This window comes from Pandoraea fibrosis (assembly GCF_000807775.2).
Classification (GTDB): Bacteria; Pseudomonadota; Gammaproteobacteria; order Burkholderiales; family Burkholderiaceae; genus Pandoraea; species Pandoraea fibrosis.
Window position 1 is genome coordinate 260,656 of sequence record NZ_CP047385.1, and the last position, 26,967, is coordinate 287,622.

Here is a 26,967-nt window from a genome sequence, read left to right on the forward strand (position 1 = left end):
GGCGAAGTGAAGCATTCCTCTAATTTGTGCGAACGCCGGGACCTAACCGCTATGATGAAAGGATGCACTAGAGGTGACCGTCCCATGTTTGGCAGACGGGCATACGGAGACACGGATGACTGAAGCCTGGCAAACCCACGACGTCACCAATCAGGTGCCGCCGCTCACGGATTACAACCTTTACGCCACGGACAATGCGCTGCAAGCTGCCGTCGCGGCGTTCAATGCCGACTGGCACGTCAAGGAACTGCATCGTCAGGGCGCGCGATTGGGGGAATCCGACGTTCAGCAATGGGCCGAGACGGCCAACCGGCACTCGCCGGAACTGCAATCCTTCGATTCGCAAGGGAATCGCATCGACCACGTCGAGTTTCATCCGGCGTGGCATGCGCTCATGGGCCTGTTGCGCGGTGCACAGCTTCAGTCGTTGCCTTGGGCGCATCCGCGCGGCGGCGTGATGGCGGCACGCACGGCGTCGTACTTTCTGCACGCGCAGAACGAGGCGGGTGCGTTGTGCCCCACGACCATGACGTTCGCGAGCATTCCCGTGCTCGCCAAGGAGCCCGCGCTCTTCGCGTCGATCAAGGACAAGTTGCTCGCACCGCAGCACGATCCGCGCGACGTGCCGCTCGCGCAGAAGCATGCCATTCTCATCGGCATGGGGATGACGGAAAAGCAGGGCGGCTCCGACGTGCGGACCAACACCACCACAGCTACCGAGCAGGGTGACGGCGCGTTCTCACTCGTAGGACACAAGTGGTTCTTCTCGGCGCCGCAATGCGATGCGCATCTCGTCCTTGCGCGTGACAGCGACAGCGATGCGCTCTCCTGTTTCTTCGTGCCGCGCTATACGCCGGACGGCCGCAAGAACGCGGTGCAGATTCAACGTCTGAAGGACAAGCTCGGCAACCGTTCCAACGCCAGCAGCGAAGTCGAATTTCAGGGCGCCTATGGCACGCGTGTCGGCGCGCCGGGGCGCGGCATTCCCACGATCATCGAAATGGCGACATACACGCGGCTCGACTGCGTGATCGGCAGTGCGGCGATGATGCGCGCGGGTGTGGTGCAGGCGATTCATCACGCGCGACATCGCACCGCATTCGGGGCGAAGCTCGTCGATCAGGACCTGATGACGACCGTGCTCGCGGACCTCGCGCTGGAATCGGAAGCCGCGACGTGGCTGGCGATGCGCCTCGCACAGGCGTTCGACGCGAGCGCAGCCGACGACGATTCGCCCGTCGAGCGTGCATGGCGACGCATTGTGTTGCCCGCCGCGAAGTTCTGGGTATGCAAGCGTGCGCTCGAACTCGCGGGCGAGTGCATGGAGGTGTGGGGCGGCAACGGTTATGTGGAGACCGGGCCGCTGGCCCGTCTGTATCGCGAGGCGCCCGTCAATTCGATCTGGGAAGGGTCGGGCAACGTGATGTGTCTCGACGTGTTGCGTGCCATGAGCCGGGAGCCCGACGTTGCGCAAAGCTGGTTCCAGTGGCTGGAAAAACGCGTGGGATCGCACGCGCCATTGCGTGAGGCGCTGGCGCAATTGCATGGCTGGCTGGCGGCCGATCCCGCAACGCATGCGGTTCGTGCGCGCGCCATCGCCCAACAAGTCGTCTTGCTCTCTCAGGCGGCGTTGCTGCTTGAACATGCACCGGCCGAACTGGCGCATGGTTTCATCGAGAGCCGCTTCTCGAACGCCGGGGGACGGGTCTATGGCGTGATGCCGGACACGCTCGCGGCAGGAGTTCAACGCGCCTGGCTCGATCGGGCGTTTCTCGCATAACGCATAACAACATATCGATGACGCCGGACGACGCACAGGTGTGCACTCGTCGCGCGCAGGGAGGAGACGGCATGGGACATCACCATGAACCGAATGGTCTGCACGAGGCAGTGCCGCTGTCGTCGGCACTGGCTACCACGGTGGAAGACGACATCGCGCGCGCATGGCTGACGCCCCGTTTCGATGCGATGCGCCATGCCCACGACGCCGCACCCCATGTGGATTGGCCGACACGCAAACGTCATCTGCAAGCTTTGCAGGCGATGCTGCACAAGTATCGCGAGCCGTTCGCCCGCGCCATCGATGAGGATTTCGGCGGCCGCTCGGCGCAGGAAACGGACATGCTCGAGCTGTTTCCGTCGCACGGCAATCTGAAGCATGCGCTCTCGCACACGCGTCGCTGGATGCGCGGCTCGCAGGGCTGGGCCAATCTCTGGCTGCTGCCCGCGCGACGGGCGATTGTGCCGCAGCCGTTGGGGGTCGTCGGTGTGATCGGGCCCTGGAATTACCCGTTGTTCCTCGCCGTCGGCCCGCTGACCGACGCGCTGGCGGCAGGCAATCGCGTGATGATCAAGGTGTCGGAAGTCACGCCCCGCTTTGCCGAGGTGTTCGCAGCGGCAGTGGCCGAGGCATTTGCGCCGGAATGGGTGACGGTCGTGACTGGCGACGCGCAAGTGGCGCGCGCGTTTTCGACGTTGCCGTTCGATCATCTGCTGTTCACTGGCGCCACGTCCATCGGTCATCATGTGATGCGCGCAGCGAGCGAGCACCTGACGCCGGTGACGCTCGAGTTGGGCGGCAAGTCGCCCGCCATCATCGGGCCGGGCGCCCGTTGGGCGCACGCCGTGGAGCGCATCATGCTCGGCAAGCTGGTCAACGCCGGGCAGACGTGTGTGGCGCCGGACTATGTGCTCGTGCCGCGTGAGAAGCTCGATGCTTTCGTGGCGACGTCGAAGCAGGTGGCGGCACGCCTTTATCCGGATGCGGTGAACAACCCGCAATACACGAGCATCGTGTCGACACGTCACTTCGAGCGATTGTCCGGGCTGGCCGATGAGGCGGCGGCGCAGGGCGCGACATTGCACGCACTGTTCGATACGCCGGCGCTGGCATCGCGCAGGCGCCTGCCGCCGGTGGTGCTCACCGGCGTACACGATGGCATGCGCGTGATGCGCGAAGAGATTTTCGGTCCGCTTCTGCCTGTCGTGCCCTATGACGATCTGGACGCCGCCATCGCCTATGTGAACGAACGCCCGCGTCCGCTAGCGTTGTACGTGTTCGATACCGACAACGCGCGCATCGATCAGGTCGTCGATGGCACGATTTCCGGCGGGGTGACGGTCAACGACACGCTGCTTCATGTGGCGGAGCATTCGCTGCCGTTCGGAGGTGTGGGCGCATCGGGCATGGGCGGGTATCACGGCGAGGCGGGCTTTCGCACATTCTCCAAGGAGAAGCCGATTTTCCGGCAGGCGCGCTGGAACGGCGCCGGGTTGCTCAATCCGCCCTATGGCAAGGTGTTCGCCGCGATGCTCCGGCAATTGCTGCGCTGACGTTGCTCAGTTGTGCCGGACCTCTGGCTTCGTTTCCGACGGTCGGTGTCAGGCGTCAGGACAAAGCAAAACCCCCGCCGGTTTGACCCGGGCGGGGGTTTTGTTTGGCGCTCGCCGGTCGAAACCGGGGAGCGCCGGGGATTGCCGTGCGGCCGGTACGGCTCGATCAGGCGACGGCGCGCAGACCGGCGTCAGCCAGTAGCGCGTCGGCGCGATCGGTCGCTTCCCACGAGAATTCCGGCTCTTCGCGGCCGAAGTGACCATAGGCGGCGGTCTTTTCGTAGATCGGACGCAGCAGGTCGAGCATCTTGATAATGCCCTTCGGGCGCAGATCGAAATGTTTCGCGACCAACTCGGCAATGCGCTGATCGCTGATCTTGCCGGTGCCGAAGGTGTTGACCATGACCGACGTCGGACGGGCCACGCCAATGGCGTACGAGACCTGAATCACGCACTTCGACGCCAGACCGGCGGCCACGATGTTCTTCGCGACGTAACGGCCGGCGTAGGCTGCCGAGCGGTCGACCTTCGACGGGTCCTTGCCCGAGAATGCACCACCACCGTGCGGTGCGGCACCGCCGTAGGTGTCGACGATGATCTTGCGGCCCGTGAGGCCGGCGTCGCCTTGCGGGCCACCGATCACGAAACGGCCAGTCGGGTTCACCAGGAACTTGATGTCGCCCTTGATCAGGTCGGCCGGCAGCACCGGCTTGATGACTTCTTCGATCACGGCTTCGCGCAGGGCTTCCAGTGCGATGTCCGGGGCGTGTTGCGTCGAGAGCACGACGGTGTCGATGCTGTGCGGACGGCCGTTTTCGTACCGGATGGTGACTTGCGACTTGGCGTCCGGGCGCAGCCAGGGCAGACGGCCGTCACGGCGCACTTGCGACTGGCGCTCGACCAGGCGGTGCGACAGGTAGATCGGCAGCGGCATGAGTTCCGGCGTTTCATCGCAGGCGTAGCCGAACATCAGGCCCTGGTCACCGGCACCTTGATCGAGGTTGTCGTCATGTGCACGGTCCACGCCCTGGGCGATATCCGGCGACTGGCGGTCGTAGGCGACCAGCACCGCGCAACCCTTGTAGTCGATACCGTAGTCGGTGTTGTCGTAACCGATGCGGCGGATCGTCTCGCGCGCCACTTGCTGGTAGTCCACCGTGGCGGTCGTGGTGATTTCGCCGGCGAGCACGACAAGCCCCGTGTTGCAAAGCGTTTCGGCTGCAACGCGGGCGTTACGGTCTTGCGTCAGGATGGCGTCGAGAACGGCGTCGGAAATCTGGTCAGCGACCTTGTCCGGGTGACCTTCAGAAACCGATTCGGAGGTAAAGAGATAGTCGTTCGCCACTTCTGGCTCCTCTAAACGAATTTGGCGACTCACGTAGCCGTCATCGGAGGGGAAGCGGCGACGCTTTAGCGGAAAGTTGGTCGAATGCGCTGCCGGTAAGGTGGCTCATTCGAATCGCCCCGCAAGTTGTCAGTTAACTCGGCGATGTCGATTATTATACGCCCCTGAAGAAATTTTGCTGGCGACATGGCAACTACTCCCAAGAAGTCCATCGGCTACTACCTCAGCGTTGGCCTGTTGCGCGGGCTGAACCTGCTGCCTTATAGCTGGGTTGCGCGTTTCGGCGCCGGCCTGGGGCGGGTCCTTTACGCGCTTCCTAGCTCGCGCAAGCGCGTGGTGCATACCAATTTGCGCCTGTGTTTCCCCCATTGGGACGACGCGACGCGCGAGCGCGTCGCCAAGGCGTCGTTCGTGCACGCCATTCGCAGCTATGCGGAGCGCAGCGTGCAGTGGTTCGCCGACGGCAAGAAGCTCGAACGCCTCATCGAACTCGATTCGGCGGTCGATCTGCGTGACCCGAACATGCCGCCGACGATTCTGCTCGGCTTCCACTTCGTGGGCATCGAGGCCGGTTCGGTCTTCATTAATTACTCGCTGCACCGGCCTTGCGCGTCGCTCTACACGCCGATGTCGAATCCGGCGTTCGACGCCATGGCGCGCGAGCAGCGCGGTCGTTTCGACGCGGAAATGATCCCGCGTGGCGACAGCGCCCGCGACGTGCTGCGTATGTTCCGCAAAGGCAAGCCGGTCATGCTGGCGGCGGACATGGACTATGGCGCGCGAAATTCCACGTTCGTGCCGTTCTTCGGGGTCGATGCCTGCACGCTGACGTCCGTTTCCCGCCTCGCCGAAGTCGGCCGGGCGCAGATCCTGCCGTTCATCGGCGAGGTGCTGCCTAACTACAAGGGGTATCGCCTCAAGGTGTTCCCCGTGTGGGAGAACTATCCGAGCGGCGACCCGGACGCCGATGCGCGTCGCATGAACGCCTTCCTCGAAGAGCAGATTCTCAAGATGCCGGAACAGTACTACTGGGTACACAAGCGCTTCAAGACACGTCCGCCCGGCGAGCCGGGCGTGTATTGACCGGCACCGGATGCGCGTCGACCTTCTCCACTACAATAGCGGCATGAAGCTCAAATTCACCAAGATGCAAGGCGCCGGTAACGACTTCGTCGTCATCGACGGCATCTCGCAGACCATCGATTTCACGCCCGAACAGTGGCGTGCGCTCGCCGACCGCCATTTCGGCGTTGGTGCGGATCAGCTTTTGCTGGTCGAACGCCCGACCTTGCCGGACGTGGACTTCCGCTACCGCATCTTCAACGCCGATGGCGGCGAGGTGGAGCATTGCGGCAATGGCGCGCGCTGCTTCGTGAAGTTCGTGCGAGACACGGGCCTTACCGACAAGCGCTCGGTGCGTGTCGAAGTCCAGCAGGGCGTGATTACGCTGACGATGCGCGACGATGGCCAGGTCAGCGTGGATATGGGGGCACCGATTCTCACACCGTCCGACGTGCCGTTCGACACTCGCGGCCTGGAAGGCCGCCGCGAGGGTGACGATACGCTCTGGCCGCTCGACGTGGCGGGCGAGACGACGTGGATTTCCGTGGTCTCGATGGGCAATCCGCACGCCGTGCAGGTCATCGATAACGTCGACACCGCGCCGGTGGAGACGCAAGGCCCGCTGATCGAGCGCCATGCCCGCTTTCCGCGCCGTGTGAACGCCGGTTTCCTGCAGGTCGTGGACAAGCATCAGGCGCGTTTGCGCGTGTACGAGCGTGGTGCCGGCGAGACGCTCGCCTGCGGCACCGGCGCATGTGCGGCCGCCGTGGCAGGGATTCGCCGTGGGCTGCTCAGCGCGCCCGTGGCCATCGAAACGCATGGCGGCACGCTCACCATCGACTGGGACGGCGCAAGCGGTCCGGTCATCATGACGGGGCCGGCCACCACGGTCTTCGAAGGCACGATCGAGGTCTGACGCAAAACGTCGGCCCCGGTGCAGCGCTCCGGCAGCGGCACAGTACGATATTGGTTTCTCACGGATTCTGATTTAGCGACCCAGGCGGCCGCGGGCCACCCTTGTGCTCGAGGGCGGCTGGCGGCAGTTGACGAACAGCAGACGGACACTCATGAACGACCGAGATATAGCGGAATACCTGATCGCGCATCCCGACTTCTTCGAGCGCCATGCCGAATTGCTGGCCGGTGTGCGGCTTACCAGCCCGCATGGCCAGCGAGCGGTGTCGTTGCAGGAGCGCCAGATCGAGATGCAGCGCGAGAAGACCAAGCAGATCGAGCGACGCCTCGCCGAACTGATGCGCTACGGCCACGAAAACGACGACATCTCGGCCAAGTTGCATCGCTGGACCCTCGGTCTGCTCGGCGAGCGCGACCCACATGCGCTGCCCGAGGCCATCGCCCGTGGGCTGCGCGACGTCTTCAACGTGCCTTTTGCGGCCGTGCGCCTGTGGAATGTGGCCGCGCCGTACCAACCGGCCGAGTTCGCCCGCAGCGTGAGCGAAGAGGTGAAAATCTTCGCAGCGAGCCTGGCCACGCCGTATTGCGGTGCCAATACCGGCTTCGAAGCCGTGACGTGGCTGGGCGCGTCGAGCGACCCGGCGTCTGTCGCGCTGCTCGCCTTGCGCGATCCGCAAACGCCGGAAGGGCCGATTTTCGGTCTGCTCGTGATGGGTTCGGAAGATGCCCGCCGTTTCCACGAAGGCATGGCGACCGATTTCCTGACGCAGATCGGCGAGTTGGCCGGGGCAGCGCTCGGCAAATTGCGCGCGGACGACTGATGCCCGCCGGGTTCGTGGCGCGCTGACGACTTCCCTTCCTGCCCCTCATGGTCACGTCGACCCGATCGCCACGCCCTGCCAGGCAGGGGGCCGCAGCCGGCCCCCGAGCCGGCAGTGCCGCCCCGGTTCGTGCCCGCAAGCCAAGGGCAGCGGAAAACGAGCCGGGCGAGGGGGCGTCCAAAACTGCCGAAGCGCCCGAAACACCTGAAACGCCGCTCGAACCGGGCATTCGCAGCTACCTCACTTCACTCGCCAGCGAACGCAAGCTCGCCGGATTGACCCTCGAGAACTACACGCGCGATCTACGTCAGTTGCAGCGTCTGGCGCGGGGTCGTGCGCTCGAATCGCTTGAGCACGGCGACATTCGCCGCTTCGCCATGCAGATGCACAGCGAGGGGCTCGTTGGCCGGTCGATCGCCCGAAAGCTCTCTGCCTGGCGAGGATATTTCGCGTGGCTCGCGCAGCGAACTTCGCTTGCCGCCAATCCGGTGGAGGGCGTGCGTGCGCCCAAGCAGCCCAAGCCGTTGCCGAAGGCGCTATCGCCCGATCAGGCTTCGGCGCTGGTCGAATATACCGCCGGCACGTCAGCCGAGGCCGTGCGCAACCGGGCAATGTTCGAACTCTTGTATTCCTCAGGCCTTCGCTTGTCGGAGCTGACAGGCCTCGACCATCGTTATGTGGACTCGGAGGGGTATCGCTCCGTCAGTTGGCTGGATTTGCCCGAACGCGAGGTGGTCGTGACCGGCAAGGGGAACAAGCGACGCCGCGTGCCCGTCGGCGAAAAGGCGGCGCAGGCACTCTCCCTCTGGCTCGACATGCGCTCGCCACTGGCGACAGCCGAGCCGCACGCGCTCTTCCTGTCGGCGCGCGGCAAGCGCATCGGCGCCCGCGCGGTGCAGCAAGGGCTGGCGCGTCACGCACTGGCGGCCGGGTTGCCGACGCACGTTCATCCGCACATGCTGCGTCACTCGTTCGCCACGCACGTCCTGCAATCGTCCGGCGACCTGCGCGCCGTGCAGGAGATGCTTGGTCACAGCAATATTTCGACGACGCAGATCTACACGAAGCTCGACTTCCAGCATCTCGCGAAGGTCTACGATCAGGCGCACCCGCGCTCGCGCAAGAAGACCTGAGCTTTGCGGCGGGCGATACGAGTCGGTGTAGAGAGTCGGTGTAGAATCGCGTCCTTCCCCAGTAAGTCCCGCATGCTGTCCGTTTGCCGGACGTCGCCCCCGTCGAGGCGACGCCGCCGCGTGCGCTGCGCGACTTGCCGCCATTCCGTATGCAACCGTTGGCCCGTCCCGCATGAATACCTTGACCCTCAAGCCCGGCAAAGAAAAGTCCTTGCTGCGCCGTCACCCCTGGATTTACGCCACCGCCGTGGCACGCGTGGACGGCAAGCCGGCTTCCGGCGCAACGGTCGTGGTACGCGCCGCCGACGGGCGTTTCCTCGCGCGCGCCGCATTCAGCCCGGTCTCGGCCATCCGTGCCCGCGTGTGGACGTTCGACGAAAACGAGCCGGTCGATCATGCCTTCTTCAAGCGTCGCGTGTCCGCGGCGCTGGCCTATCGCCAGCAGATGGTGCGCGACACGGGGGCAACGCGCCTGATCTTCGGTGAGGCCGACGGCCTGCCGGGCCTGATCGTCGACCGCTATCAGTCCGCACCCGGCGCGCCGGTGACCGACCAACTCGTGTGCCAGTTCATGGCGGCGGGGGTGGAAGCCTGGAAGGACGCGATCGTGAAGGCGCTGACCGGCGTGACCGGTTGCCCGAATGTCTACGAGCGCTCCGACGCCGCCGTGCGCGAGCGCGAAGGCCTGCCGAGCCTCACCGGCGTGCTGGCAGGCGCCGAGCCGCCCGAAGCGCCGGAATCCCTGACAACCTACGAATGCGGCGTGAAGTATTACGTCGACGTGCGCAACGGACACAAGACGGGTTTCTATATCGACCAGCGCGACAACCGTTTGCTCGTGCAGCAGCAGGCCAAGGGCAGCGACGTGCTCAACTGCTTCTGCTATACCGGCGGCTTCTCGCTGGCGGCGCTGGCCGGCGGCGCGCAAAGTGTGTTGTCCATCGACTCGTCGGGCGAAGCGCTGGCGATTGGGGCGCGTAACGTCGAACTCAACGGTTTCGACGCGAGCCGTGCCGAGTGGCGCGACGCCGACGTCTTCAAGACCCTTCGTGCCCTGCGTGAAGAAGGCCGCACGTTCGACATGATCGTGCTCGATCCGCCCAAGTTCGCCCCGTCGGCGCATCACGTGGATCGTGCTGCCCGGGCGTACAAGGACATCAATATGGCGGGCTTCCGGTTGCTGCGTCCGGGGGGGCAGTTGCTGACCTACTCGTGCTCGGGGGCCATCGACGCGGATCTGTTCCAGAAGATCGTCGCGGGTGCCGCGGTCGACGCCGGTGTCGACGCGCGCATTCTGCGCCGCCTGTCGGCGGGCATGGATCATCCGATGCTCACGCAATTCCCCGAGGGTGAATACCTCAAGGGGCTTTGGTTACAGCGTATGTAAGTGCTTGCCATCAATGATGTTGTGGCGTTAGCCCAGCGTCAAAGCGACCACACCCAATGCGATCAGCACAGCACCGCCCACACGGCGGTGCATCTCGCCCTCGCCCAACAGGCGCACACCCAGCAGCGCGGCGACCATCATCGACATCTCCCGTGCCGGGGCGACGTGTGAGACCGGCGCGTACTTGAGCGCCGTGAGGATCAGGAAGTAGGACATGGGCGAAATCAGCGAGATCAGCACGATCTTGCGCCAGTTCGACTGCCAGAGCATGGCCATGCGCGCAGGGCGCGAGCATGCCATCGGGGCCGAGAGCGCCACCCGAAGCACGTTCTCCAGGTAGTAATAGACGAGCGGGGCGAGCAAAAGGGTGCGAATAGCGTAGGCGTCGGCCAGCGTATAGGCCGCAATGAATCCCCCTGTAAGCACGCCCCAGCCGGCGCCCGCATGCATGCTGCCGCGCCGGAACAGGCGCTCGCCACCGGCGATGATCAGCACGCCGGCGACGACCAGCCCGATGCCCACGAGCGCCAGCCAGCCGGGGCGTTCCCCCAGCAATACGATGGCGCCCAGCGACGACAGTAGCGGCCCGGTGCCGCGCGCCAGCGGATAGACGACCGACAAGTCGCCCACCCGGTAGCCACGCTGCAAGACCAGCGTGTAGCCGTAGTGCAGCAAGGCGCTCAGCGCGATGACGACCCAACCCAGCGCCGTCGGCCAACTGGCATCGGCGCCGATCAGGAAGAACAGCGCCAGTGGCGTGTACAGCACGACGGTAAGCAGCGCATAGAGGAAAACGAGTTGCGGGCCACCCCCTTCGCTCGTGTCGATGCGTTTGGCGAGGAAATTCCAGGTGGCGTGCAGGAAGGCGGCGGTAACAACGAGGGCGAGAGCGGTGGGCGACATGTCGAGGGCGGTTTTTGTGTCAATTGTATGACGCATTGCCCGTCCACTTTGAGTCACTTTCCGCCAACATCGCCCGGCGCTCGCCCACGAACCCTTCACTTTTGCAACTCGGTTGCAGCGCTGACGGCGCTGTGCTTAAATCGATTCATGAGCCTTACTCAACTACAACCGTATCTGGAAGCCGCCCGAACGAGCTTGCAGGAGCAATCGGGCCGCGTGACCTCGGGGCGTGTGCGTGTGCTGGCATTGCTGCTCAAGGCCGGCCGGCCGCTGACCCATCAGGAAGTGCTGGCCGATCTGGCCACCGATGCCGATCCGCTCGATCGCGTGACGGCTTACCGCGTGCTCGACTGGCTGGTCGCGCAGGGCTGGGCCACCAAGCAGGCGGGCGACGACCGTATCTTCCGCTTCGTCATGGCCGAGCACGTCGATCCGCAACGTGCCGCGTCGCCGCGTCCGCATACGCAACACGGTCATTTCCGCTGTGTACGCTGTCATCGGACCTTCTGTCTTGACGATTGGCCCCAGCATCCCCAATTGAGTGAGCGCGAACTCAAGCGTCTGCCCAAGGGTTTTGTGGGCGAACAGGTCGAGCTGCTGATTCACGGCACTTGCGCACAGTGCGCGGGCGCCCCCAACTGACGCGTCCCAAGCCGCTTTTCGTCACCTCGGGTAGAGTGAGTGACATTCAGGCGGCAACGGGCACGCCGCTTCACAACAGGACATTGCATTCATGACCCCCGTCACCATCCTGACCGGTTTTCTCGGCAGCGGGAAAACCACGCTGCTCAAGCGCATTCTGACCGAAGCGCACGGCATGAAGATTGCCGTCATCGAAAACGAATTCGGTGAAGAAAATATCGACAACGACATCCTGGTGCAGGAAAACGCCGAACAGATCGTGCAGATGAGCAATGGCTGCATCTGCTGCACGATCCGTGGCGATCTGGTGCAGGCGTTGTCCGATTTGAACAGCCAACGCGATGCGGGCAAGATCCAGTTCGATCGCGTGGTGATCGAGACGACCGGGCTGGCCAACCCCGGCCCGGTGGCGCAGACCTTCTTCATCGACGACGAAGTGGCCGATACCTATCGGCTCGACGCCATCATCACGCTGGTCGACGCCAAGCATGGCCCGCAGCAGCTCGACCAACACGAAGTGGTGCAGCGCCAGGTGGGCTTTGCCGACCGCCTGTTCATCACCAAGGCCGATCTGGTCACGCCCGAGGTGCTGCACGACCTGAAGCATCGTCTCGCCCACATGAACCCGCGGGCGCCGCAGCAGGTGGTCGACTTCGGTCAGGCCGACCTCAAGCAGATCTTCGATATCCACGGCTTCAATCTGAACGACAAGCTCGATATCGATCCGGACTTCCTCGCCGCCGACGCGCATGACCACGATCACGACCATGCGCACGACCACGATCATTCGCACTGCGATCACGATCATGGCAAGTGCGACCACGAGGGGCACGACCATGGGCATCACCATCACCACCATGCCCATCACGACGACGCCATCAAGTCGTTCGTCTTCCGCAGCGAAAAGCAATTCGATCCGGCCAAGCTGGAGGATTTCCTCGGGAGCATCCTGCAGGTGTACGGCGAACGCTTATTGCGTTATAAAGGCGTATTAAACATGCGCGGCATCGATCGCCGGGTCGTGTTCCAGGGCGTGCACCAGATGATGGGCAGCGACGTGGGCACGAAATGGCAACCCGGAGAGACACCGAATACCAAGATGGTGTTCATTGGTGCCGAGCTGCCGAAAGACATCATCCTGCAAGGGCTGGAGCGCTGTCTGGTCTGAGCGGGACTGCCGAATCGAGCAACGGGAAACCCCTTAACCGGGGCTTTTCGGTGATTCGGTTACAATACCTGCCCACTGGGCTGTCGCCAGCGAATTCACGCGGCATTCCGGGGGGTAGGCAGGGGAGCACCGCCATGGCCACCGCCTCTCGCAAGACTGCCACCGCACGCCCCACGCGCCGGTCTGACCCGGCGCCGGATGCGGGTGCCAAGCGTGCTCCAGCAGGCAAATCGAAGACGGGCGAGAAGGTCGCCGCCAAAAAGGCCGCGCCCAAATCGTCCGGCAGGAACGTAACCCAAGAAGCCGCCCGCGGCATCGCCGGTAAGCAAGACGTCCCATCTGCTGCAGGGGCGTCGCCGGACTATCCGAAAGAGACGCCACAAAAACCCATGAGCAAGAAAAGACTTTTGACCGAGGCCGAAATTCTGAAGATGGGCGAGAAGGACTACATGAATGAAGATCAACTCGCCTTCTTCAAGGATCGTCTGGAAACTCTGCAAGCTGACATTCTGCGCAATGCCGGTCAAACGACCGAGAACCTTCGGGAAACCATTCTCGTGCCGGATCCGGCTGACCGCGCCACGATCGAAGAAGAGCACGCACTTGAACTGCGTACCCGTGATCGTGAACGCAAGCTGCTGAAGAAAGTGCAGCAATCGCTCGCCCGCATCGATTCCGGCGAGTATGGCTGGTGCGAGGAAACCGGTGAGCCGATCGGCATTCCGCGTCTGCTCGCTCGCCCGACGGCCACCCTGTCGCTCGAAGCGCAGGAACGTCGCGAACTGCGTCAAAAGCTGTTCGGCGACTGATCGCATCACGCATTCCGGCCCGATGCCGCGCGGTGGCGGCAACTTTGTCGGGCCCCTCGGTTTGCTAAAGGCATGTCTTCACGACATGCCTTTTTTGTTGCTTTTTTGACGCGACCGGTCGACCACCCCATCGCAAGCTCAACACTGTCGCCTGCGCGCAACGCAAGGTAAGGCTCGCGGCACCGCCTGGTTTATGGCAGAATTGCAACTCAGTTGCAATTTGACCTTTCCATGTCTCTCATCGACCCCGTCTCCCGCCGATGGCGTGCGCATTTGCGCATGCGGTCTGGCCGTGGGCGAAGTGGCTGGATCGCGTGGCTCATCGTCGCGCTGGTCTGCGTGCAGATGTGGGGCCTGCAACACGAAATATTGCATGCGCGCGAGCTGTCCGGCGCCGCGCAGTCCGTGTCGGCGACAGTCGATTCGGACGATTCGGATTTCACACTGTCCGAGGACGGCGGCGGGGCATCGTCGCAAGTCGGCGTTGGCAACCGCCATCATCATTGCCACCTGTTTGAAGGGGCGACGCTGGCGGCTGCGATGGCGGTCGCTGTGCAGCAATGGTGCGGCGACACCGTCACGGCGAATGCGCCGCGGCGGACCACCGGCCGCAGTCACGCCAGCGCACCACAACTGCCATTCGATTCTCGCGCCCCACCGGTCGCGGTCTGACCCCACGCGTTCTCACGCGTTTCTCCGCGCTTCGTGCGCGACACCCTGCCGAATCCAGCACTGATTTTCGCAAGACCCCGGTCTGCGATGGTGGTGTGCTGCCGAGCGTTTGTGCGTCCTCTGGCGCAGACGTGGCGGGTGTTCGTTCGGGCCGATTCCTGCGGGACCCGGGAGCCCCGAGCCTCCGAGCAAGGCTCCCTGCGCAGACTCAACAGAATTCACAACGACATGGCACACCTGACTTCGAACGCCGCGCGTCAACGCGCGACGTCTTCTCTCGCCCCCGCTTCCCTACCGGCCGCGCGTCACCCACGCCGCGCGTTGCCCGATGTCGCGCCCTTGCCGCTGGCCGTCGCGCTGACATTCGGCGCGCTTGCCATGACGAGCCTGTCCGCACACGCGGCCGACGCACCGTCCGAGACGCCGTTAGCGAGCGTTGCGCCGACGTCACCCGAGGCGGCATTGCCGACCACCTTCGTCACGGGCAATCCGCTCGGTCGCGCTGCCGCGGACCTGACCGTCCCGGTGACCGAACTCGACGGGAAAGCGCTTGCGCTGCGACGCGCCGGCACGCTGGGCGAGACCCTCGACGGACTGCCGGGCGTTTCGGCGACCTCGTATGGCCCGAACGTGAGCCGGCCGATCATTCGCGGTCTCGACGGCGACCGTATCCGCGTGTTGCAGAACGGCACCGCCGCCCTCGACGCTTCATCGCTGTCCTACGACCACGCGGTCGCACAAGATCCGTTGACGATCGAGCGCGTCGAAATCGTGCGCGGCCCGGCGGCGTTGCTCTACGGCGGCAACGCGGTCGGTGGTGTGATCAATACCATCGACAATCGCATTCCACGCGAATCCATCACCGGGATTTCCGGTGCCACGGATGTCAGCTACGGCGGCGCAAACCGGGAACGTGCGGGCGCGGCCCAACTCGAGTTCGGTAACGGCCAATTCGCGTTCCACGTCGACGGCTTCGCTCGAAAGAGTGCCGACTTGCGTATCCCGGGCTTTGCGCGTTCGGCACAGCAACGTGCGCGCGACGACGAAGACACGCCGCAACCGCAGGGGACGTTGCCCAACAGTAACGGACAGGTGAGTGGTGCCGCCGTGGGAGCCTCGTGGACGTGGGCTAACGGCTACACGGGCCTGTCGTACTCCGGCTACGACTCCGATTACGGCACTGTGGCCGAGGCGGACACGCGCATCCGGCTGCGACAGCAGCGCCTGGCGTTGGCGAGCGAAGTGCGCAGTCTGAGCGGGCCGTTCACGGCCCTCAAATTCAACTTCGGCTACACCGACTACGAGCACAAGGAGATCGAGAACGGCGAGACAGGCACGACCTTCAAGAACCACGGTTTCGAAGGCCGCATTGAAGCGCGCCACGCGAAGATCGGGCCGCTCGAAGGTGCGCTCGGAGTGCAGTTCGCGCAGAACACTTTCTCGGCGCTTGGCGAAGAAGCTTTCGTGCCGAAGAGCGACACGAGCAACGTGGCGCTTTTCGCGCTCGAGGAGTGGGCCGTGAGTGAGGCGGTGAAGCTCTCGTTCGGCGCGCGCATCGAACACACGAGCGTGAAGCCGACAGCGGGCGGCAATGAGCGTTTCGACAACCTGCCGTCGCGCAACTTCACGCCGGGCAGCGTATCGGCGGGGGCGGTCTTCGCGCTGGCGCCTGCGTGGTCCGTAGCGCTCAACACTTCGTACACGGAGCGCGCGCCAACGTTCTACGAGCTGTACGCGAACGGCCCGCATCTGGCGACCGGCGTCTGGGAAACCGGCAACCCGCAGGCCAAGCTCGAGAAGGCATTTTCGACCGATTTGTCGCTGCGTTATGAGAGCGGTCCGAACAAGGGCAGCGTGGGGCTGTTCTACAGCCGCTTCACGAATTTCATCGCGCTGAACAACACGGGCGAGACGATCGCGGAAGACGACCGGAACCTGCCGGTCTATCAGTACGCGGGTGTCCCTGCCGATCTCTACGGCGTCGAAGCCGAAGGCCGTGTGCGGATCTGGCAAGGCTACGGCAATCTCGATCTCGAACTGCGTGGCGATTACACCATCGGGCGCAACCGCGATACGGGGGAACCGTTGCCCCGCATCGCACCGTTGCGTCTGACGGCGGCGCTTGCCTACGGGCTGGGTCACTGGGGCGCGCGTCTCGAAGCCGTGCACGCGAGCAATCAGGGCCGCGTGCCAGCGAACGATCTGACGACGAACGGTTACACCACACTTGGGGCGGCGCTCACCTACCAATTCAAGGCAGGCGGCGCGCAGTGGCTCGCCTATCTGAAGGGCGAGAACTTGACCAATCAGGAAGTGCGTCTGGCCAGTTCGGTGCTGCGCGACATTGCGCCGCAGGGTGGGCGTTCGGTGCGCGTGGGGCTGCGCACCACGTTCTAAGCGGCAGCGTTCCGCAAAAACGAGGCAATTTCCGAGAAATTGCCTCGCTACACGCAATTCGCGCGGTGCAACGCCGCGCGAATCTCCCGATCCATGCCGCTTTTTTCGACATCGGCTCACGCGTGAAAGCGGCACTCGCCCATCGCCGTCGACGCCTCTTGATATTCTTTCGATTGCCCTAAACTACAGTCACGTCTCGCCCGGTCGGGTGCGTCGTCACAGTCGTGAGGACGTGTCAGGCGTCCGGGCCAATCGTTACGGGGCGCGTGTCGCCCCCCGAAAAGGAACAGGCATGGAGCAATATCACGGCACCACCATCGTCTCCGTTCGGCGCGGCGATCAGGTCGCGCTCGGCGGCGACGGTCAGGTCACGCTCGGCAACATCGTGATGAAGGGCACTGCACGCAAAGTGCGCACGATTTACGACGGCAAGGTCATGGTCGGCTTCGCCGGTGCCACGGCAGACGCCTTCTCGCTGCTCGATCGTTTTGAGGCGAAGCTCCAGAAGCATCAGGGGCATCTGACGCGCTCGGCGGTCGAACTGGCCAAGGACTGGCGTACCGACCGTATGCTGCGCCGGCTCGAAGCGATGATGATCGTTGCCGATGCCGAGACCACGCTGGTCATCACCGGTAACGGCGATGTGCTCGATCCGGAAGGCGGCGTCGCGGCCATCGGTTCGGGTGGATCGTATGCACAGGCTGCGGCGCGCGCGCTGGTCGAGAACACCGACCTGACGCCCGCGGAGATCGTCAAGAAAGCGCTGACGATTGCTGGCGAAATGTGTATCTACACCAACGGCAACCACATTATCGAATCGCTGCCGCCCAAGGCCGCGAATTGACGATGGACGACGCGCGCATCGCAGCAGGTGGACTCCTGCGATGCGCTTTGCCGACCGGCGGCTGAACGACAGCCGACCGGCCGGGCGTCACCCTCTGTGCGAACCCCTAATTTGGCGAACGTCATGACCCATATGACCCCCTCCGAGATCGTTTCCGAACTCGACAAACACATCATCGGCCAGCAGAAGGCCAAGAAGGCTGTTGCGGTGGCGTTGCGCAACCGCTGGCGTCGTCAGCAGGTGGCTGAGCCCCTGCGTCAGGAAATTACGCCGAAGAATATTCTGATGATCGGTCCGACCGGTGTCGGCAAGACCGAAATCGCGCGCCGTCTGGCCAAGCTGGCCGACGCACCGTTCATCAAGGTCGAGGCGACCAAGTTCACCGAAGTCGGCTATGTGGGCCGCGACGTGGACAGCATCGTGCGCGACCTCGCGGAAATCGCGATCAAGCAGACGCGCGAAGCGGAAATGAAGAAGGTGCGCACCAAGGCCGAAGACCGCGCCGAGGACCGCATTCTCGATCTGTTGCTGCCGAGCGGACGCGAATCGTCGCGCGATATCCGTTTCGGTTCGGCGTCGCATGAGGCGGAGCCGAACACGGAAGATAACGCCACGCGTCAGACGTTCCGCAAGCGTCTTCGCGAAGGTCAGCTCGACGACAAGGAAGTCGAACTGGAAGTGGAAATTCCGGCACAGGGCATGGAGATCATGGGGCCGCCGGGAATGGAAGAGATGACCGAGCAGATCAAGGGCATGTTCGCGAATCTGGGCAATCAGCGCAAGAAGCGCCAGAAGCTCAAGATCAAGGACGCGCTCAAGGTGCTCACCGACGAAGAAGCGTCGAAGATGCTCAACGACGAAGAGGTCAAGCAACTGGCCCTGCGTAACGTCGAGCAGAACGGCATCGTGTTCCTCGACGAAATCGACAAGATCGCCACGCGCAGCGAAGTGGGCGGCGGCGACGTGTCGCGTCAGGGCGTGCAGCGCGATCTGCTGCCGCTGGTCGAAGGCACGACCGTGAGCACGAAGTTCGGCATGATCAAGACGGATCACATTCTGTTCATCGCGAGCGGTGCGTTCCATCTGGCCAAGCCGAGCGATCTGATTCCGGAATTGCAAGGCCGCTTCCCGATTCGCGTCGAACTCGAATCGCTGTCGGTGCAGGATTTCGAAGCGATTCTCACGCAAACGGACGCCAGCCTCGTGAAGCAGTATCAGGCGTTGCTCGCCACGGAAGACGTGAATCTCGAATTCGCGCCGGACGGTATCAAGCGTCTCGCGGAAATCGCCTTCTCGGTCAACGAGAAGACGGAAAACATCGGGGCACGACGTCTGTACACCGTCATCGAGAAGCTGCTCGAAGACATTTCGTACAACGCCGGCAAGCAAGGTAGCGAATCGGTGTTGATCAACGCCGAGTACGTGAATCGCTTCCTTGAAGAAGTGGCGCAGAACGAAGATCTGTCGCGCTACGTGCTGTGAGATCGACGTGATGTGAAAAAGGCCCCTTGCGGGGCCTTTTTTTTGCCTGACTTTTCGTCTGACGTCGCGCCCGGCGAAGCGCGTCAGACGGGCGGCGGCGGATTACTGCTTCACCGGCCGCTTCAGCAACTTGCGCTGTAACGTGCGCCGATGCATGTTCAGGGCGCGGGCCGTGGCCGAAATGTTGCCGTTGTGCTCGGCCAGCACACGTTGAATGTGTTCCCACTCGAGGCGCGCGACCGACAGCGGCGACGGATTCTCGAAGGCTTCGTCGGCCTGCGTCTCGCTCGCGTCGCTGCGCAGCGACGCGAGGATCGTGTCCGCGTTGGCCGGCTTGGCGAGATAGTTGTCGGCGCCGTCCTTGACGGCCTGCACAGCCGTCGCAATGCTCGCGTAACCCGTGAGCACCAGCATGCGGGCCTTCGGTTGCAGGGCGCGCAGCGGGGCGATGAGCGGCAGTCCCGAGTCGTGACCCAGATGCAGGTCGACCGAGATCAGATCGAACTGACGCGTGCGCGCCGCGAGCAATGCCGCAGCGCTATCGGCGGCGATCTGCACGTCGTAGCCGCGACGCGTCAATGCGCGGGCCAACGTTTCGGCGAAGACGACATCGTCGTCGATGAGAAGGAAATGCGAGGCGTTCATGTCTGACTCCGCGAGCCGAAGAAGAAGGTGGCCATCGGCAGGCGCAGCTCGGCGCGCGTGCCTTGCGGCGTGTTGGGGGTAAGGACGATATCGCCGCCCAGACGCTGCGCGCTGGCAAAGGCGAGGTACAGCCCCATGCCGTGCCCACCGTGGGTACTCATGACGGGAGAATTCCCCAGCCGGGTGCGCAGCTCGGCGGTCATGCCGGGACCTTCGTCGCACACCGTAAAGCTGACGGCGTCTGGCGTCACGCTCACGTCGAGCGTCACCGACGACGGGCTGAAGTACGCCGCGTTATCGAGCAGGATGGTCAGAATCTGACCGACCTGCACCGTATCTTCGATGCGCGCCGTCATCTGTGGCGGCACGCGTAACTGGAACTGCACTTGCGGGTGGCGCAAACGCCATTGCGTGGTGAACGCAGGCAGCCACTCGGCGACCGCCTGGCGCACCGGCGCTGCGGCGCGCGTTTGCACGTGGCCGATGGCGCTTTTGCACAACGCGATTTGCTGCTCGAGCGTCTGAAGATCCGGCTCGAACGGTTTGAGTGCGGTGTTGCCCCGGCTCTCGCTGCGAAGCTCGCCAACGACGACGGCCATCGTCGAGAGCGGTGTGCCGAGTTCGTGCGCCACGCTCGCCGCCTGCGCGCCAAGCGCGGCCATGCGTTCGTCGCGCAACAGGCGTTGTTCCGCGCGGGCGAGTTGAGCATCGCGGGCGCGCAGGGCACGGGACATCCGCGAGACGAACCACGCAATCACCAGCACGCTGACCACGAAGTTGACCCACATGCCGGCCAGATGCAGGCGCAACAGGTTGCCCGGATCGGCCAGATCGAGCGGCACGTACTGGAAGTTCAGGGCGCCATAGGCCACCAGCGAGAGCAGCGCCAGTTGCGAGGCGTTACGCCACGGCAGCACCGCAGCGGCAATGGCCAGACCCGGCAGGAAAAGCGAAACGAAGGGATTGGTCGCACCGCCCGAGAAGAACAGCAACGCGGTGAGCGCGGCCAGATCGACGAGCAACTGGCCCATCAGGTCGAGATCGGTCCGACGCTTGGCGCGCTCGAGACCGCGTCGGGCCCGTATCCAGGTGAGCACGTTGAACAGCACTTCGAGCGCGACGATGGTGAGCATCGGCTCGAGCGGCAACCGCACGCCAAGCCAGAGTTGCGCGACACCGATTGTCGCCAGTTGGCCGACGATGGCCAGACAGCGCAGCCAGAAAAGCTGGACGACGTTGGTTCGCTCGATGGGGAAATGAGTCATACGACAAGTGTACCAAGTCCGGGTCACGGGCTATCCCGCGTCTCCGGGCGCTGCGACACTCTGCCGCATGGGGTAAATGGCGCGTAAGCGGCGGGGAAATGGGCCTCATCATGACACCCGCACACGCATGCGGCGAGGCGCGACTACAATGAACATCCACGTCTTGCGCGGCAGGGTGTCGCGCAACGTCTCATGCGATACAGGGCGGATGCGTGTCCGTCGACAACGAAAAGGAGTTTGCATGAAGCACAAGCTTTGGGTGGCTGCCGCGCTGAGTCTGGGCATGGCCTCGGCCTATGCACAGGTGGATGTGTCCGACGCGTGGGCACGCGGCACGGTGCCTGGCCAGACTGCGACCGGCGTTTTCATGACGTTGCAGGCGCATCAGGCGACCACGCTCGTCGGCGTGAGCACGCCTGCGGCGGCGAATGCCGAAGTCCACGAGATGAAGCTCGAAGGCACGCTCATGAAAATGCGTGCGCTGCCCAACGGCCTGCCGCTGCCGGCCAATCAACCGGTGCAGCTCAAGCCGGGCAGCTATCACATCATGCTCACCGACCTGAAGGCGGCGCTCAAGAAGGGCGATACCGTGCCTTTGACGTTGCGCTTCGAATCGGCGGATCACAAGACGTCCGAGCAGCAGGTGCAGGTACCGGTGCGCGATCTGACGGCGGGTGCACCGCCGGCAGGTGGGGCAGGTGGAGGGATGGCCGGCATGGCCCACGGCGCACACAGCCAGTAATTCCGGCGAGCGTCGATCCGGTGCGCGTGGCCAGCCCGGTTTAGCGGGGATCGGCGGCAGTCCCGTCGATCGCCACCCCGGCGGTGGCGAGCGCCGCACGCAGGCAGTCGGGGCACAGACAGGCGCCGACGCCGAGTCGGGCCGACGCCGGCAGACGGGGCCAGTCGAGGCACCAGCACTGCACGTCGCCGGCGCCATCCGCACACGCCAGTGCGCCGCAGGTCACGACGGCGCCGCACTGCGGGCAGTGTGAGGGAATGGGGGCGTCGTCGGCCGGTGTTGTGAGGTTCGTGTCGGTCATGCGCAGAGGTTGAGTCATTCCAGATGCCATTGCCCCCGATTACCACGTCGTGAGAGACGGCGGCGCCACCGCGTCAGCATTTCGCCGGGACATTCGCCGGTACGAGTTGCGCGAGTGCAACAGCGCGGAGGCTGTCATCGGCCGGCCATCAGCGCGCGGTCGCGGCGCCGAAATCGGGGGGGAGGGGCGATGCGGTAAAAATCGGCCACTGACGGGCGTCCATAACGAAGTGAAAGGGGTGATACGCACGCACGATGGTGTGCCGCTGAGCGGGCGAGAATCGCCGCTTTTGCGGGTGCCGTCCGGTACGTGACAAAGGGTAGCCATGGGCATTGGCCGAGGCAAGTCCCGGACCCTTCCGAAACCCGTCGAACCCCCGCACGCCAAGGCTTCTTGGTTGTACAATGCGCCGTGTTTCTGGTCCACCTGCTAAAAACCTTCCCGCCATGTCCGATCCGCAACTGTCTTCCATCGACGACATCGCACCTGCTCTCAAAGCCGAAATTCTGGCTGAGGCGATGCCGTATATCCGCAAGTACCACGGCAAGACCGTGGTGATCAAATACGGCGGCAACGCAATGACCGAAGAGCGTCTGAAGCAGGGCTTCGCACGCGACGTCATTCTGCTCAAGCTCGTCGGCATCAACCCGGTGGTGGTGCACGGGGGCGGTCCGCAAATCGATCAGGCGCTCAAGAAGATCGGCAAGCAGGGCACGTTCATCCAGGGCATGCGCGTGACCGACGAAGAGACGATGGAAGTGGTCGAGTGGGTGCTCGGCGGCGAAGTCCAGCAGGACATCGTGATGCTGATCAACCAGTACGGCGGTCAGGCGGTGGGTCTCACCGGCAAGGACGGCGGCCTCATCAACGCGCGCAAGATGCTGATGCCGGATCGCGAACACGAAGGCCAGTTCCTCGACATCGGGTTCGTTGGCGAAGTCGACTCGATCAATCCGGCTGTGGTGCGCGCGTTGCAGGACGACGCTTTCATTCCCGTGATCTCGCCGATCGGTGTGGGTGAAGACGGTCAGGCGTACAACATCAATGCCGACCTCGTGGCGGGCAAGCTTGCCACGGTGCTGGGCGCCGAGAAGCTGGTGATGATGACCAACATCCCGGGCGTGATGGATCGCGCAGGCAATCTGTTGACCGATCTGTCGGCGCGCGAAATCGACGAACTGTTTGCCGACGGCACGATCTCGGGCGGCATGCTGCCGAAGATCTCGTCGGCACTCGACGCGGCGAAGAGCGGCGTGAAGTCGGTGCACATCGTCGACGGCCGCATCGAGCACTCGGTGTTGCTCGAAATCCTGACGGAGCAGCCGTTCGGCACGATGATCCGCTCGCACTGAGCGCGACGTCATGCGGGTCATGTCGATGGCAACATCGCAACCCGCAAGTCTCAAGGGCGGACCCTGCGGGGTCCGCTTTGCATTGGTGCGATCCGTCGTTCGGACGGATCGGCTTCGACTGACCGACAGACCTTTCGACTGACTCACGAGACCCCATGCCCACGCCTGCCTTTTTCTCCTGGAGCGGCGGCAAGGATTCCTGCCTTGCACTGCATCACGCCTTGTCTTGCGACACGGCCGGCGTGCCGCACTACGACGTGCGGCGGTTGCTGGCGATGTTTGACGACACCGGCGACAGCTCGCGCTCGCATGGTCTGCCGCGTGAGCTGATGCAGGCGCAGGCGGATGCGCTCGGTATCGCACTCGACGTCGGGCAAGCGGGCTGGCACGAGTACGAGACGGCATTCGTCGCCCGGTTAGAGGCCCTGCGCACTGAGGGCATCACGCATGGCCTGTTCGGCGATATCGACTTGCAGGCACATCGCGATTGGGAAGAGAAGGTGTGCGCGGCGGCGGGCATGATTGCCGTGCTGCCCTTGTGGCAACGCGAACGCCTGACGCTCGCGCATGAATTCATCTCGCTGGGTTATCGCGCGGTGATCGTGTGTGTCGACGGGCGACATCTTGGGCCGGAATTCGTCGGCCGCGAATACGATGCCTCGTTGCTCGCCGACCTTCCGGCAAGTGTCGATGCGTGTGGCGAGAACGGCGAATTCCACACCTTCGCTTACGACGGCCCGCGCTTCACGCAACCGGTGCCGTGGCGCATCGAGCGGGTCGAGACGATCCACGGCCCCAAGGAATACGGCGCCACGCCGTACCACCGAGCCCACATCGTGCCCGCACAGCGCTGAGCGGGACGCGGCACGTTGCCCAGTCAGCCCGATCGGCCGGGCGCGGTCAGTTGACGCAACTCGTCGAGCAGCTTGGCCGCCGGGCTTGGCAGGATCCCCTGACGACGGCGAAACGCGGTGAGTGTGCGCGTGGCGCGCACGGTCGCAATCGGCAACGTGTCCATCACCCGCGCCTGCGCTTCGACGTCGTACATGGGTTCGGGCATCCATGTGAGAAAGCCGCATCGCGCGACCATGCTTTTGAGCACCGGCACCGAGCGCGTCTCGACAACGATGTTCGGCAATCCCAGCCCGTGTGCAGCGAACACGCCCTGCATATGCGCGTATGGCGCGGTGCCGCGCGGTGGAATCGCCCAGCGCGCTCCCAGCGTGTCGGCGAGTTCAATGGTCTTGCGCTTGCGCAACGGGTGATTGCAGGCGGCGACCACATAGCTGTCGTCCTCCCAGTGGCAATCGGCGATGGCGACGATGTCGTCGGTATCCGGTGCGACGGTCGAGAGCGCCAGATCGATCTCGTGGCGCATCAGTCCCTGCGCGAGCCGATCCCACACCCCTTCGATGATCTCCACTCGCAGATTCGGCCAGCGATCGAGCACACGCTCGACCGCCAGCGGCAGGACATGACTGGCGATGGCGCCGACTGCGCCGACCTTGATCGTGCCCTTGGCCAGACCGCGTAGCGCATCGATCTCTTCACGCGCATGGTCGGCCTCGCGTTCGAGCAGCATCGCGTGGGGCAGCAGTGCCTGCCCGAACGCCGTGAGTTCCATCCCCTTGCTGTGACGCTCGAACAGCGGTGCGCCGAGATCGGTTTCGAGCCGCTTGATGGTGCGGCTCAAGGCGGGCTGCGTGAGGTGCAGTTCCGTGGCGGCGCGGCCGAGACTGCCCGTCGCAACGATGGTCGTGAAGGCGCGCAGTTGCTGGAGGTTGAGACTCATGGCGGACGACGGAACTCCAATGGGCGGGATGGCATACGTCGCCATCAGGGCGAGGCGTGACGACGCGCAAAAGTCATGCAAAAGCGTAATGACTTCGGCACGTAAAAGCAATTCCGGTGCATATATCGGCTCCCTATACTTATCCCGTCGCTCATCCCATCGCGCGCCATCCACGATTCGCGCGCAGCCGGCCGGGGCGGTCCATTGAGCACCGCGCCGCGAGGCCCGAGCCAACAAAAGAACCACGCCGTCACGTTTGCGCGTCGACGGCGGCACGAGACAACCGCATCCATGAAAGACAGCCGAGAAGTTCGTGCCGGCCAACGCGCCGGTATTCCTCAAGCCCTGAGCGTTCGTGAGGTGGTCATCGATCTGATGCGCCGTCACGGCATGACCAAGGTGTTCGCCAACCCCGGTTCGACCGAATTGCCGCTGTTCCGCGACTTTCCCGCCGACTTCGAATACGTGCTGGGGCTTCAGGAAGCGGTGGTCGTCGGGATGGCCGACGGTTACGCGCAGGCAACCGGCAACGCGGCGTTCATCAATCTGCATTCCGCCGCCGGGGTGGGCAATGCGATGGGCAACATCTTCACGGCGTACAAGAATCAGACGCCACTCATCGTCACTGCGGGTCAGCAGGCCCGGTCGATTCTTCCGTTCGATCCGTTTCTCGCGTCGGTGCGTGCGACCGAGTTGCCGCAGCCCTACGTCAAGTTCAGTCTCGAACCCGCGCGTGCCGAAGATGTACCGCTCGCACTCGCCCGTGCGTATCACATCGCGATGCAGGAGCCGAAGGGGCCGGTCTTCGTCTCGATCCCGGTCGACGATTGGGATCGTCCTGCCGACACGTTGCCGCCGAGACAGGTCAGTACGCGTGTGCAGCCCGATCCGGTGGCGCTTGCACAATTGGGGGCGGCGCTCGACGCGTGTGCGCGTCCGGTGTTCGTCGTCGGGTCGTCGATCGACCGTGCCGGGGCGTTCGACGCTGTCGTTGCGCTGGCCGAACGACACAACGCGCGGGTCTTTACGGCGCCGATGTGCGCTCGTTGCGCGTTCCCCGAAGATCATCGCTTGTTCGCGGGCTTCCTGCCGCCGATGCGCGAGAAGATCGTCGGCCTGCTGGGGGGGCACGACCTGATTCTCGTCATTGGCGCCCCGGCGTTCACATACCACGTGGAAGGCGCGGGGCCGCATGTCCCCGAGGGCGCGTCGTTGTTCCAGTTGATCGAAGATCCGGGCGTCGCGGCATGGACACCGGTTGGCGCCTCCGTGGTCGGAAACGTGAAGCTCGGTGTCGAAGCGCTGCTGGCACGCGACATGCCGGGCGAGCGCGAGTTGCCGCCTGCGCGCACGGTGCCGCCGGTCGCTATCGCCAACGTGCCGGGCGAACGCATGACGACCGCCTTCGCGTTGCAAACGCTGGCCGACGTGCGCGACGCGAACGACATCGTCGTGGAGGAAGCGCCGAGCGCACGCTCGGTCATGCAGCAATACCTGCCCTTCACGTTGCCGGGCACGTTCTACACCATGAACAGCGGCGGCCTCGGCTACTCGATGCCCGCCGCCGTCGGTGTGGCGATGGCGCATCCGGCGCGGCGTGTCATCGGCCTGATCGGCGACGGCTCCGCGATGTACTCGATTCAAGGCTTGTGGAGTGCGGCGCAGGCCAGACTGCCGATCACGTTCGTGATTCTGAACAACCGTCGCTATGCCGCGTTGCAGGACTTTGCGCCGTCGTTCGGCTTCGGCCCGAAAGATCCCGTACAAGGCACCGATTTGCCCGATCTCGATTTCGTGCAGCTGGCGCAAGGAATGGGCGTGCGCGCACAGCGTGTCGAGCAGGGAAGCGAGTTGCGCGACGTCTTGTCGCAGGCCCTGTCGAGCGGCGAGACACGTCTCGTCGAAATCGTGGTGGCATGATGCACGGCGAGTGCCCGCGCCGGGCATCGTGAGCGCG

At 64.2% G+C, this 26,967-nt stretch carries 24 protein-coding genes; 18 read left to right on the forward strand and 6 right to left on the reverse strand.

Annotated features, from left to right (window positions below; all coding sequences use genetic code 11):
• The first annotated feature begins 115 nt into the window (after positions 1–115).
• Both PI93_RS01045 and PI93_RS01050 read left to right on the forward strand, forming a co-directional pair.
• Positions 116–1,780 (forward strand): isovaleryl-CoA dehydrogenase, encoded by a 1,665-nt coding sequence (locus PI93_RS01045; protein ID WP_039370337.1) that lies wholly within the window; start codon positions 116–118, stop codon positions 1,778–1,780.
• A 188-nt stretch (positions 1,781–1,968) separates the two neighbouring features.
• Entirely contained in the window at positions 1,969–3,333 is a 1,365-nt protein-coding gene (locus tag PI93_RS01050; RefSeq protein WP_052240673.1) for a coniferyl aldehyde dehydrogenase, read from the forward strand.
• A gap of 166 nt (positions 3,334–3,499) precedes the next feature.
• On the opposite strand, the gene metK is transcribed toward PI93_RS01050, so the two are convergent.
• Positions 3,500–4,678 carry a methionine adenosyltransferase gene (gene metK, locus PI93_RS01055; protein ID WP_039370340.1) on the reverse strand — a complete coding sequence of 393 codons (1,179 nt, stop codon included), beginning with the start codon at positions 4,676–4,678 and terminating at the stop codon, positions 3,500–3,502.
• Between the two features lie 186 nt (positions 4,679–4,864).
• On the opposite strand from metK, the gene PI93_RS01060 reads away from it, so the two are divergent.
• The 5 genes from PI93_RS01060 (at position 4,865) to PI93_RS01080 (ending at position 9,996) form a co-directional block, all read left to right on the forward strand.
• Complete coding sequence (locus tag PI93_RS01060) at positions 4,865–5,761, forward strand: lipid A biosynthesis lauroyl acyltransferase (RefSeq protein ID WP_039370344.1); 897 nt, start codon at positions 4,865–4,867, stop codon at positions 5,759–5,761.
• Positions 5,762–5,804: 43 nt separating this feature from the next.
• Positions 5,805–6,656: a diaminopimelate epimerase gene (gene dapF / locus PI93_RS01065; protein ID WP_039370678.1), complete on the forward strand. Its 852-nt coding sequence runs from the start codon at positions 5,805–5,807 to the stop codon at positions 6,654–6,656.
• A gap of 151 nt (positions 6,657–6,807) precedes the next feature.
• Complete coding sequence (locus PI93_RS01070) at positions 6,808–7,476, forward strand: DUF484 family protein (protein WP_039370347.1); 669 nt, start codon at positions 6,808–6,810, stop codon at positions 7,474–7,476.
• Positions 7,477–7,523: 47 nt separating this feature from the next.
• A complete protein-coding gene (gene xerC, locus PI93_RS01075; RefSeq protein WP_080759183.1) occupies positions 7,524–8,609 on the forward strand; it encodes a tyrosine recombinase XerC in 1,086 nt (361 codons plus the stop codon).
• 172 nt (positions 8,610–8,781) lie between these two features.
• Positions 8,782–9,996 (forward strand): class I SAM-dependent rRNA methyltransferase, encoded by a 1,215-nt coding sequence (locus tag PI93_RS01080; RefSeq protein WP_039370350.1) that lies wholly within the window; start codon positions 8,782–8,784, stop codon positions 9,994–9,996.
• A gap of 27 nt (positions 9,997–10,023) precedes the next feature.
• On the opposite strand, the gene PI93_RS01085 is transcribed toward PI93_RS01080, so the two are convergent.
• Positions 10,024–10,899: a DMT family transporter gene (locus PI93_RS01085; protein WP_039370684.1), complete on the reverse strand. Its 876-nt coding sequence runs from the start codon at positions 10,897–10,899 to the stop codon at positions 10,024–10,026.
• A gap of 147 nt (positions 10,900–11,046) precedes the next feature.
• On the opposite strand from PI93_RS01085, the gene PI93_RS01090 reads away from it, so the two are divergent.
• The 7 genes from PI93_RS01090 (at position 11,047) to hslU (ending at position 18,913) form a co-directional block, all read left to right on the forward strand.
• A complete protein-coding gene (locus PI93_RS01090; protein WP_039370352.1) occupies positions 11,047–11,541 on the forward strand; it encodes a Fur family transcriptional regulator in 495 nt (164 codons plus the stop codon).
• A gap of 91 nt (positions 11,542–11,632) precedes the next feature.
• Entirely contained in the window at positions 11,633–12,709 is a 1,077-nt protein-coding gene (locus PI93_RS01095) for a CobW family GTP-binding protein (RefSeq protein WP_039370354.1), read from the forward strand.
• A gap of 389 nt (positions 12,710–13,098) precedes the next feature.
• Positions 13,099–13,518 (forward strand): RNA polymerase-binding protein DksA, encoded by a 420-nt coding sequence (dksA, locus tag PI93_RS01100; RefSeq protein WP_010805609.1) that lies wholly within the window; start codon positions 13,099–13,101, stop codon positions 13,516–13,518.
• 231 nt (positions 13,519–13,749) lie between these two features.
• Positions 13,750–14,190 (forward strand): hypothetical protein, encoded by a 441-nt coding sequence (locus PI93_RS01105; protein WP_144400315.1) that lies wholly within the window; start codon positions 13,750–13,752, stop codon positions 14,188–14,190.
• 378 nt (positions 14,191–14,568) lie between these two features.
• A complete protein-coding gene (locus PI93_RS01110) occupies positions 14,569–16,587 on the forward strand; it encodes a TonB-dependent receptor (protein WP_052240674.1) in 2,019 nt (672 codons plus the stop codon).
• A gap of 292 nt (positions 16,588–16,879) precedes the next feature.
• Positions 16,880–17,431, forward strand: a complete 552-nt coding sequence (gene hslV, locus PI93_RS01115) for an ATP-dependent protease subunit HslV (RefSeq protein WP_039370359.1) — start codon at positions 16,880–16,882, stop codon at positions 17,429–17,431.
• Positions 17,432–17,554: 123 nt separating this feature from the next.
• On the forward strand, positions 17,555–18,913 hold the full coding sequence (gene hslU / locus PI93_RS01120) for an ATP-dependent protease ATPase subunit HslU (RefSeq protein WP_039370361.1): 1,359 nt from the start codon (positions 17,555–17,557) through the stop codon (positions 18,911–18,913).
• A gap of 102 nt (positions 18,914–19,015) precedes the next feature.
• Here the strand turns inward: hslU and PI93_RS01125 are convergent, their stop codons facing one another.
• Together PI93_RS01125 and PI93_RS01130 are read right to left on the reverse strand one after the other, a co-directional pair.
• On the reverse strand, positions 19,016–19,558 hold the full coding sequence (locus PI93_RS01125) for a response regulator transcription factor (RefSeq protein ID WP_039370362.1): 543 nt from the start codon (positions 19,556–19,558) through the stop codon (positions 19,016–19,018).
• Positions 19,555–20,823 (reverse strand): ATP-binding protein, encoded by a 1,269-nt coding sequence (locus PI93_RS01130; protein WP_039370364.1) that lies wholly within the window; start codon positions 20,821–20,823, stop codon positions 19,555–19,557. The genes PI93_RS01125 and PI93_RS01130 overlap by 4 nt, the downstream gene beginning before the upstream one ends.
• A gap of 241 nt (positions 20,824–21,064) precedes the next feature.
• On the opposite strand from PI93_RS01130, the gene PI93_RS01135 reads away from it, so the two are divergent.
• Positions 21,065–21,565 carry a copper chaperone PCu(A)C gene (locus PI93_RS01135; RefSeq protein WP_039370366.1) on the forward strand — a complete coding sequence of 167 codons (501 nt, stop codon included), beginning with the start codon at positions 21,065–21,067 and terminating at the stop codon, positions 21,563–21,565.
• A gap of 40 nt (positions 21,566–21,605) precedes the next feature.
• Here PI93_RS01135 and PI93_RS01140 read toward each other — a convergent pair whose 3' ends face one another.
• On the reverse strand, positions 21,606–21,884 hold the full coding sequence (locus PI93_RS01140) for a hypothetical protein (RefSeq protein ID WP_144400316.1): 279 nt from the start codon (positions 21,882–21,884) through the stop codon (positions 21,606–21,608).
• A 428-nt stretch (positions 21,885–22,312) separates the two neighbouring features.
• Between PI93_RS01140 and argB the strand changes: the two genes are divergently transcribed.
• Both argB and PI93_RS01150 read left to right on the forward strand, forming a co-directional pair.
• Positions 22,313–23,218 carry an acetylglutamate kinase gene (argB, locus tag PI93_RS01145; RefSeq protein WP_039370368.1) on the forward strand — a complete coding sequence of 302 codons (906 nt, stop codon included), beginning with the start codon at positions 22,313–22,315 and terminating at the stop codon, positions 23,216–23,218.
• Between the two features lie 155 nt (positions 23,219–23,373).
• Entirely contained in the window at positions 23,374–24,072 is a 699-nt protein-coding gene (locus PI93_RS01150; RefSeq protein ID WP_039370371.1) for a Dph6-related ATP pyrophosphatase, read from the forward strand.
• Positions 24,073–24,095: 23 nt separating this feature from the next.
• On the opposite strand, the gene PI93_RS01155 is transcribed toward PI93_RS01150, so the two are convergent.
• Positions 24,096–25,010: a LysR family transcriptional regulator gene (locus PI93_RS01155; protein ID WP_039370373.1), complete on the reverse strand. Its 915-nt coding sequence runs from the start codon at positions 25,008–25,010 to the stop codon at positions 24,096–24,098.
• A gap of 291 nt (positions 25,011–25,301) precedes the next feature.
• Between PI93_RS01155 and mdlC the strand changes: the two genes are divergently transcribed.
• Positions 25,302–26,930 (forward strand): benzoylformate decarboxylase, encoded by a 1,629-nt coding sequence (mdlC, locus tag PI93_RS01160; RefSeq protein WP_052240659.1) that lies wholly within the window; start codon positions 25,302–25,304, stop codon positions 26,928–26,930.
• The last annotated feature ends 37 nt before the right edge of the window (positions 26,931–26,967 follow it).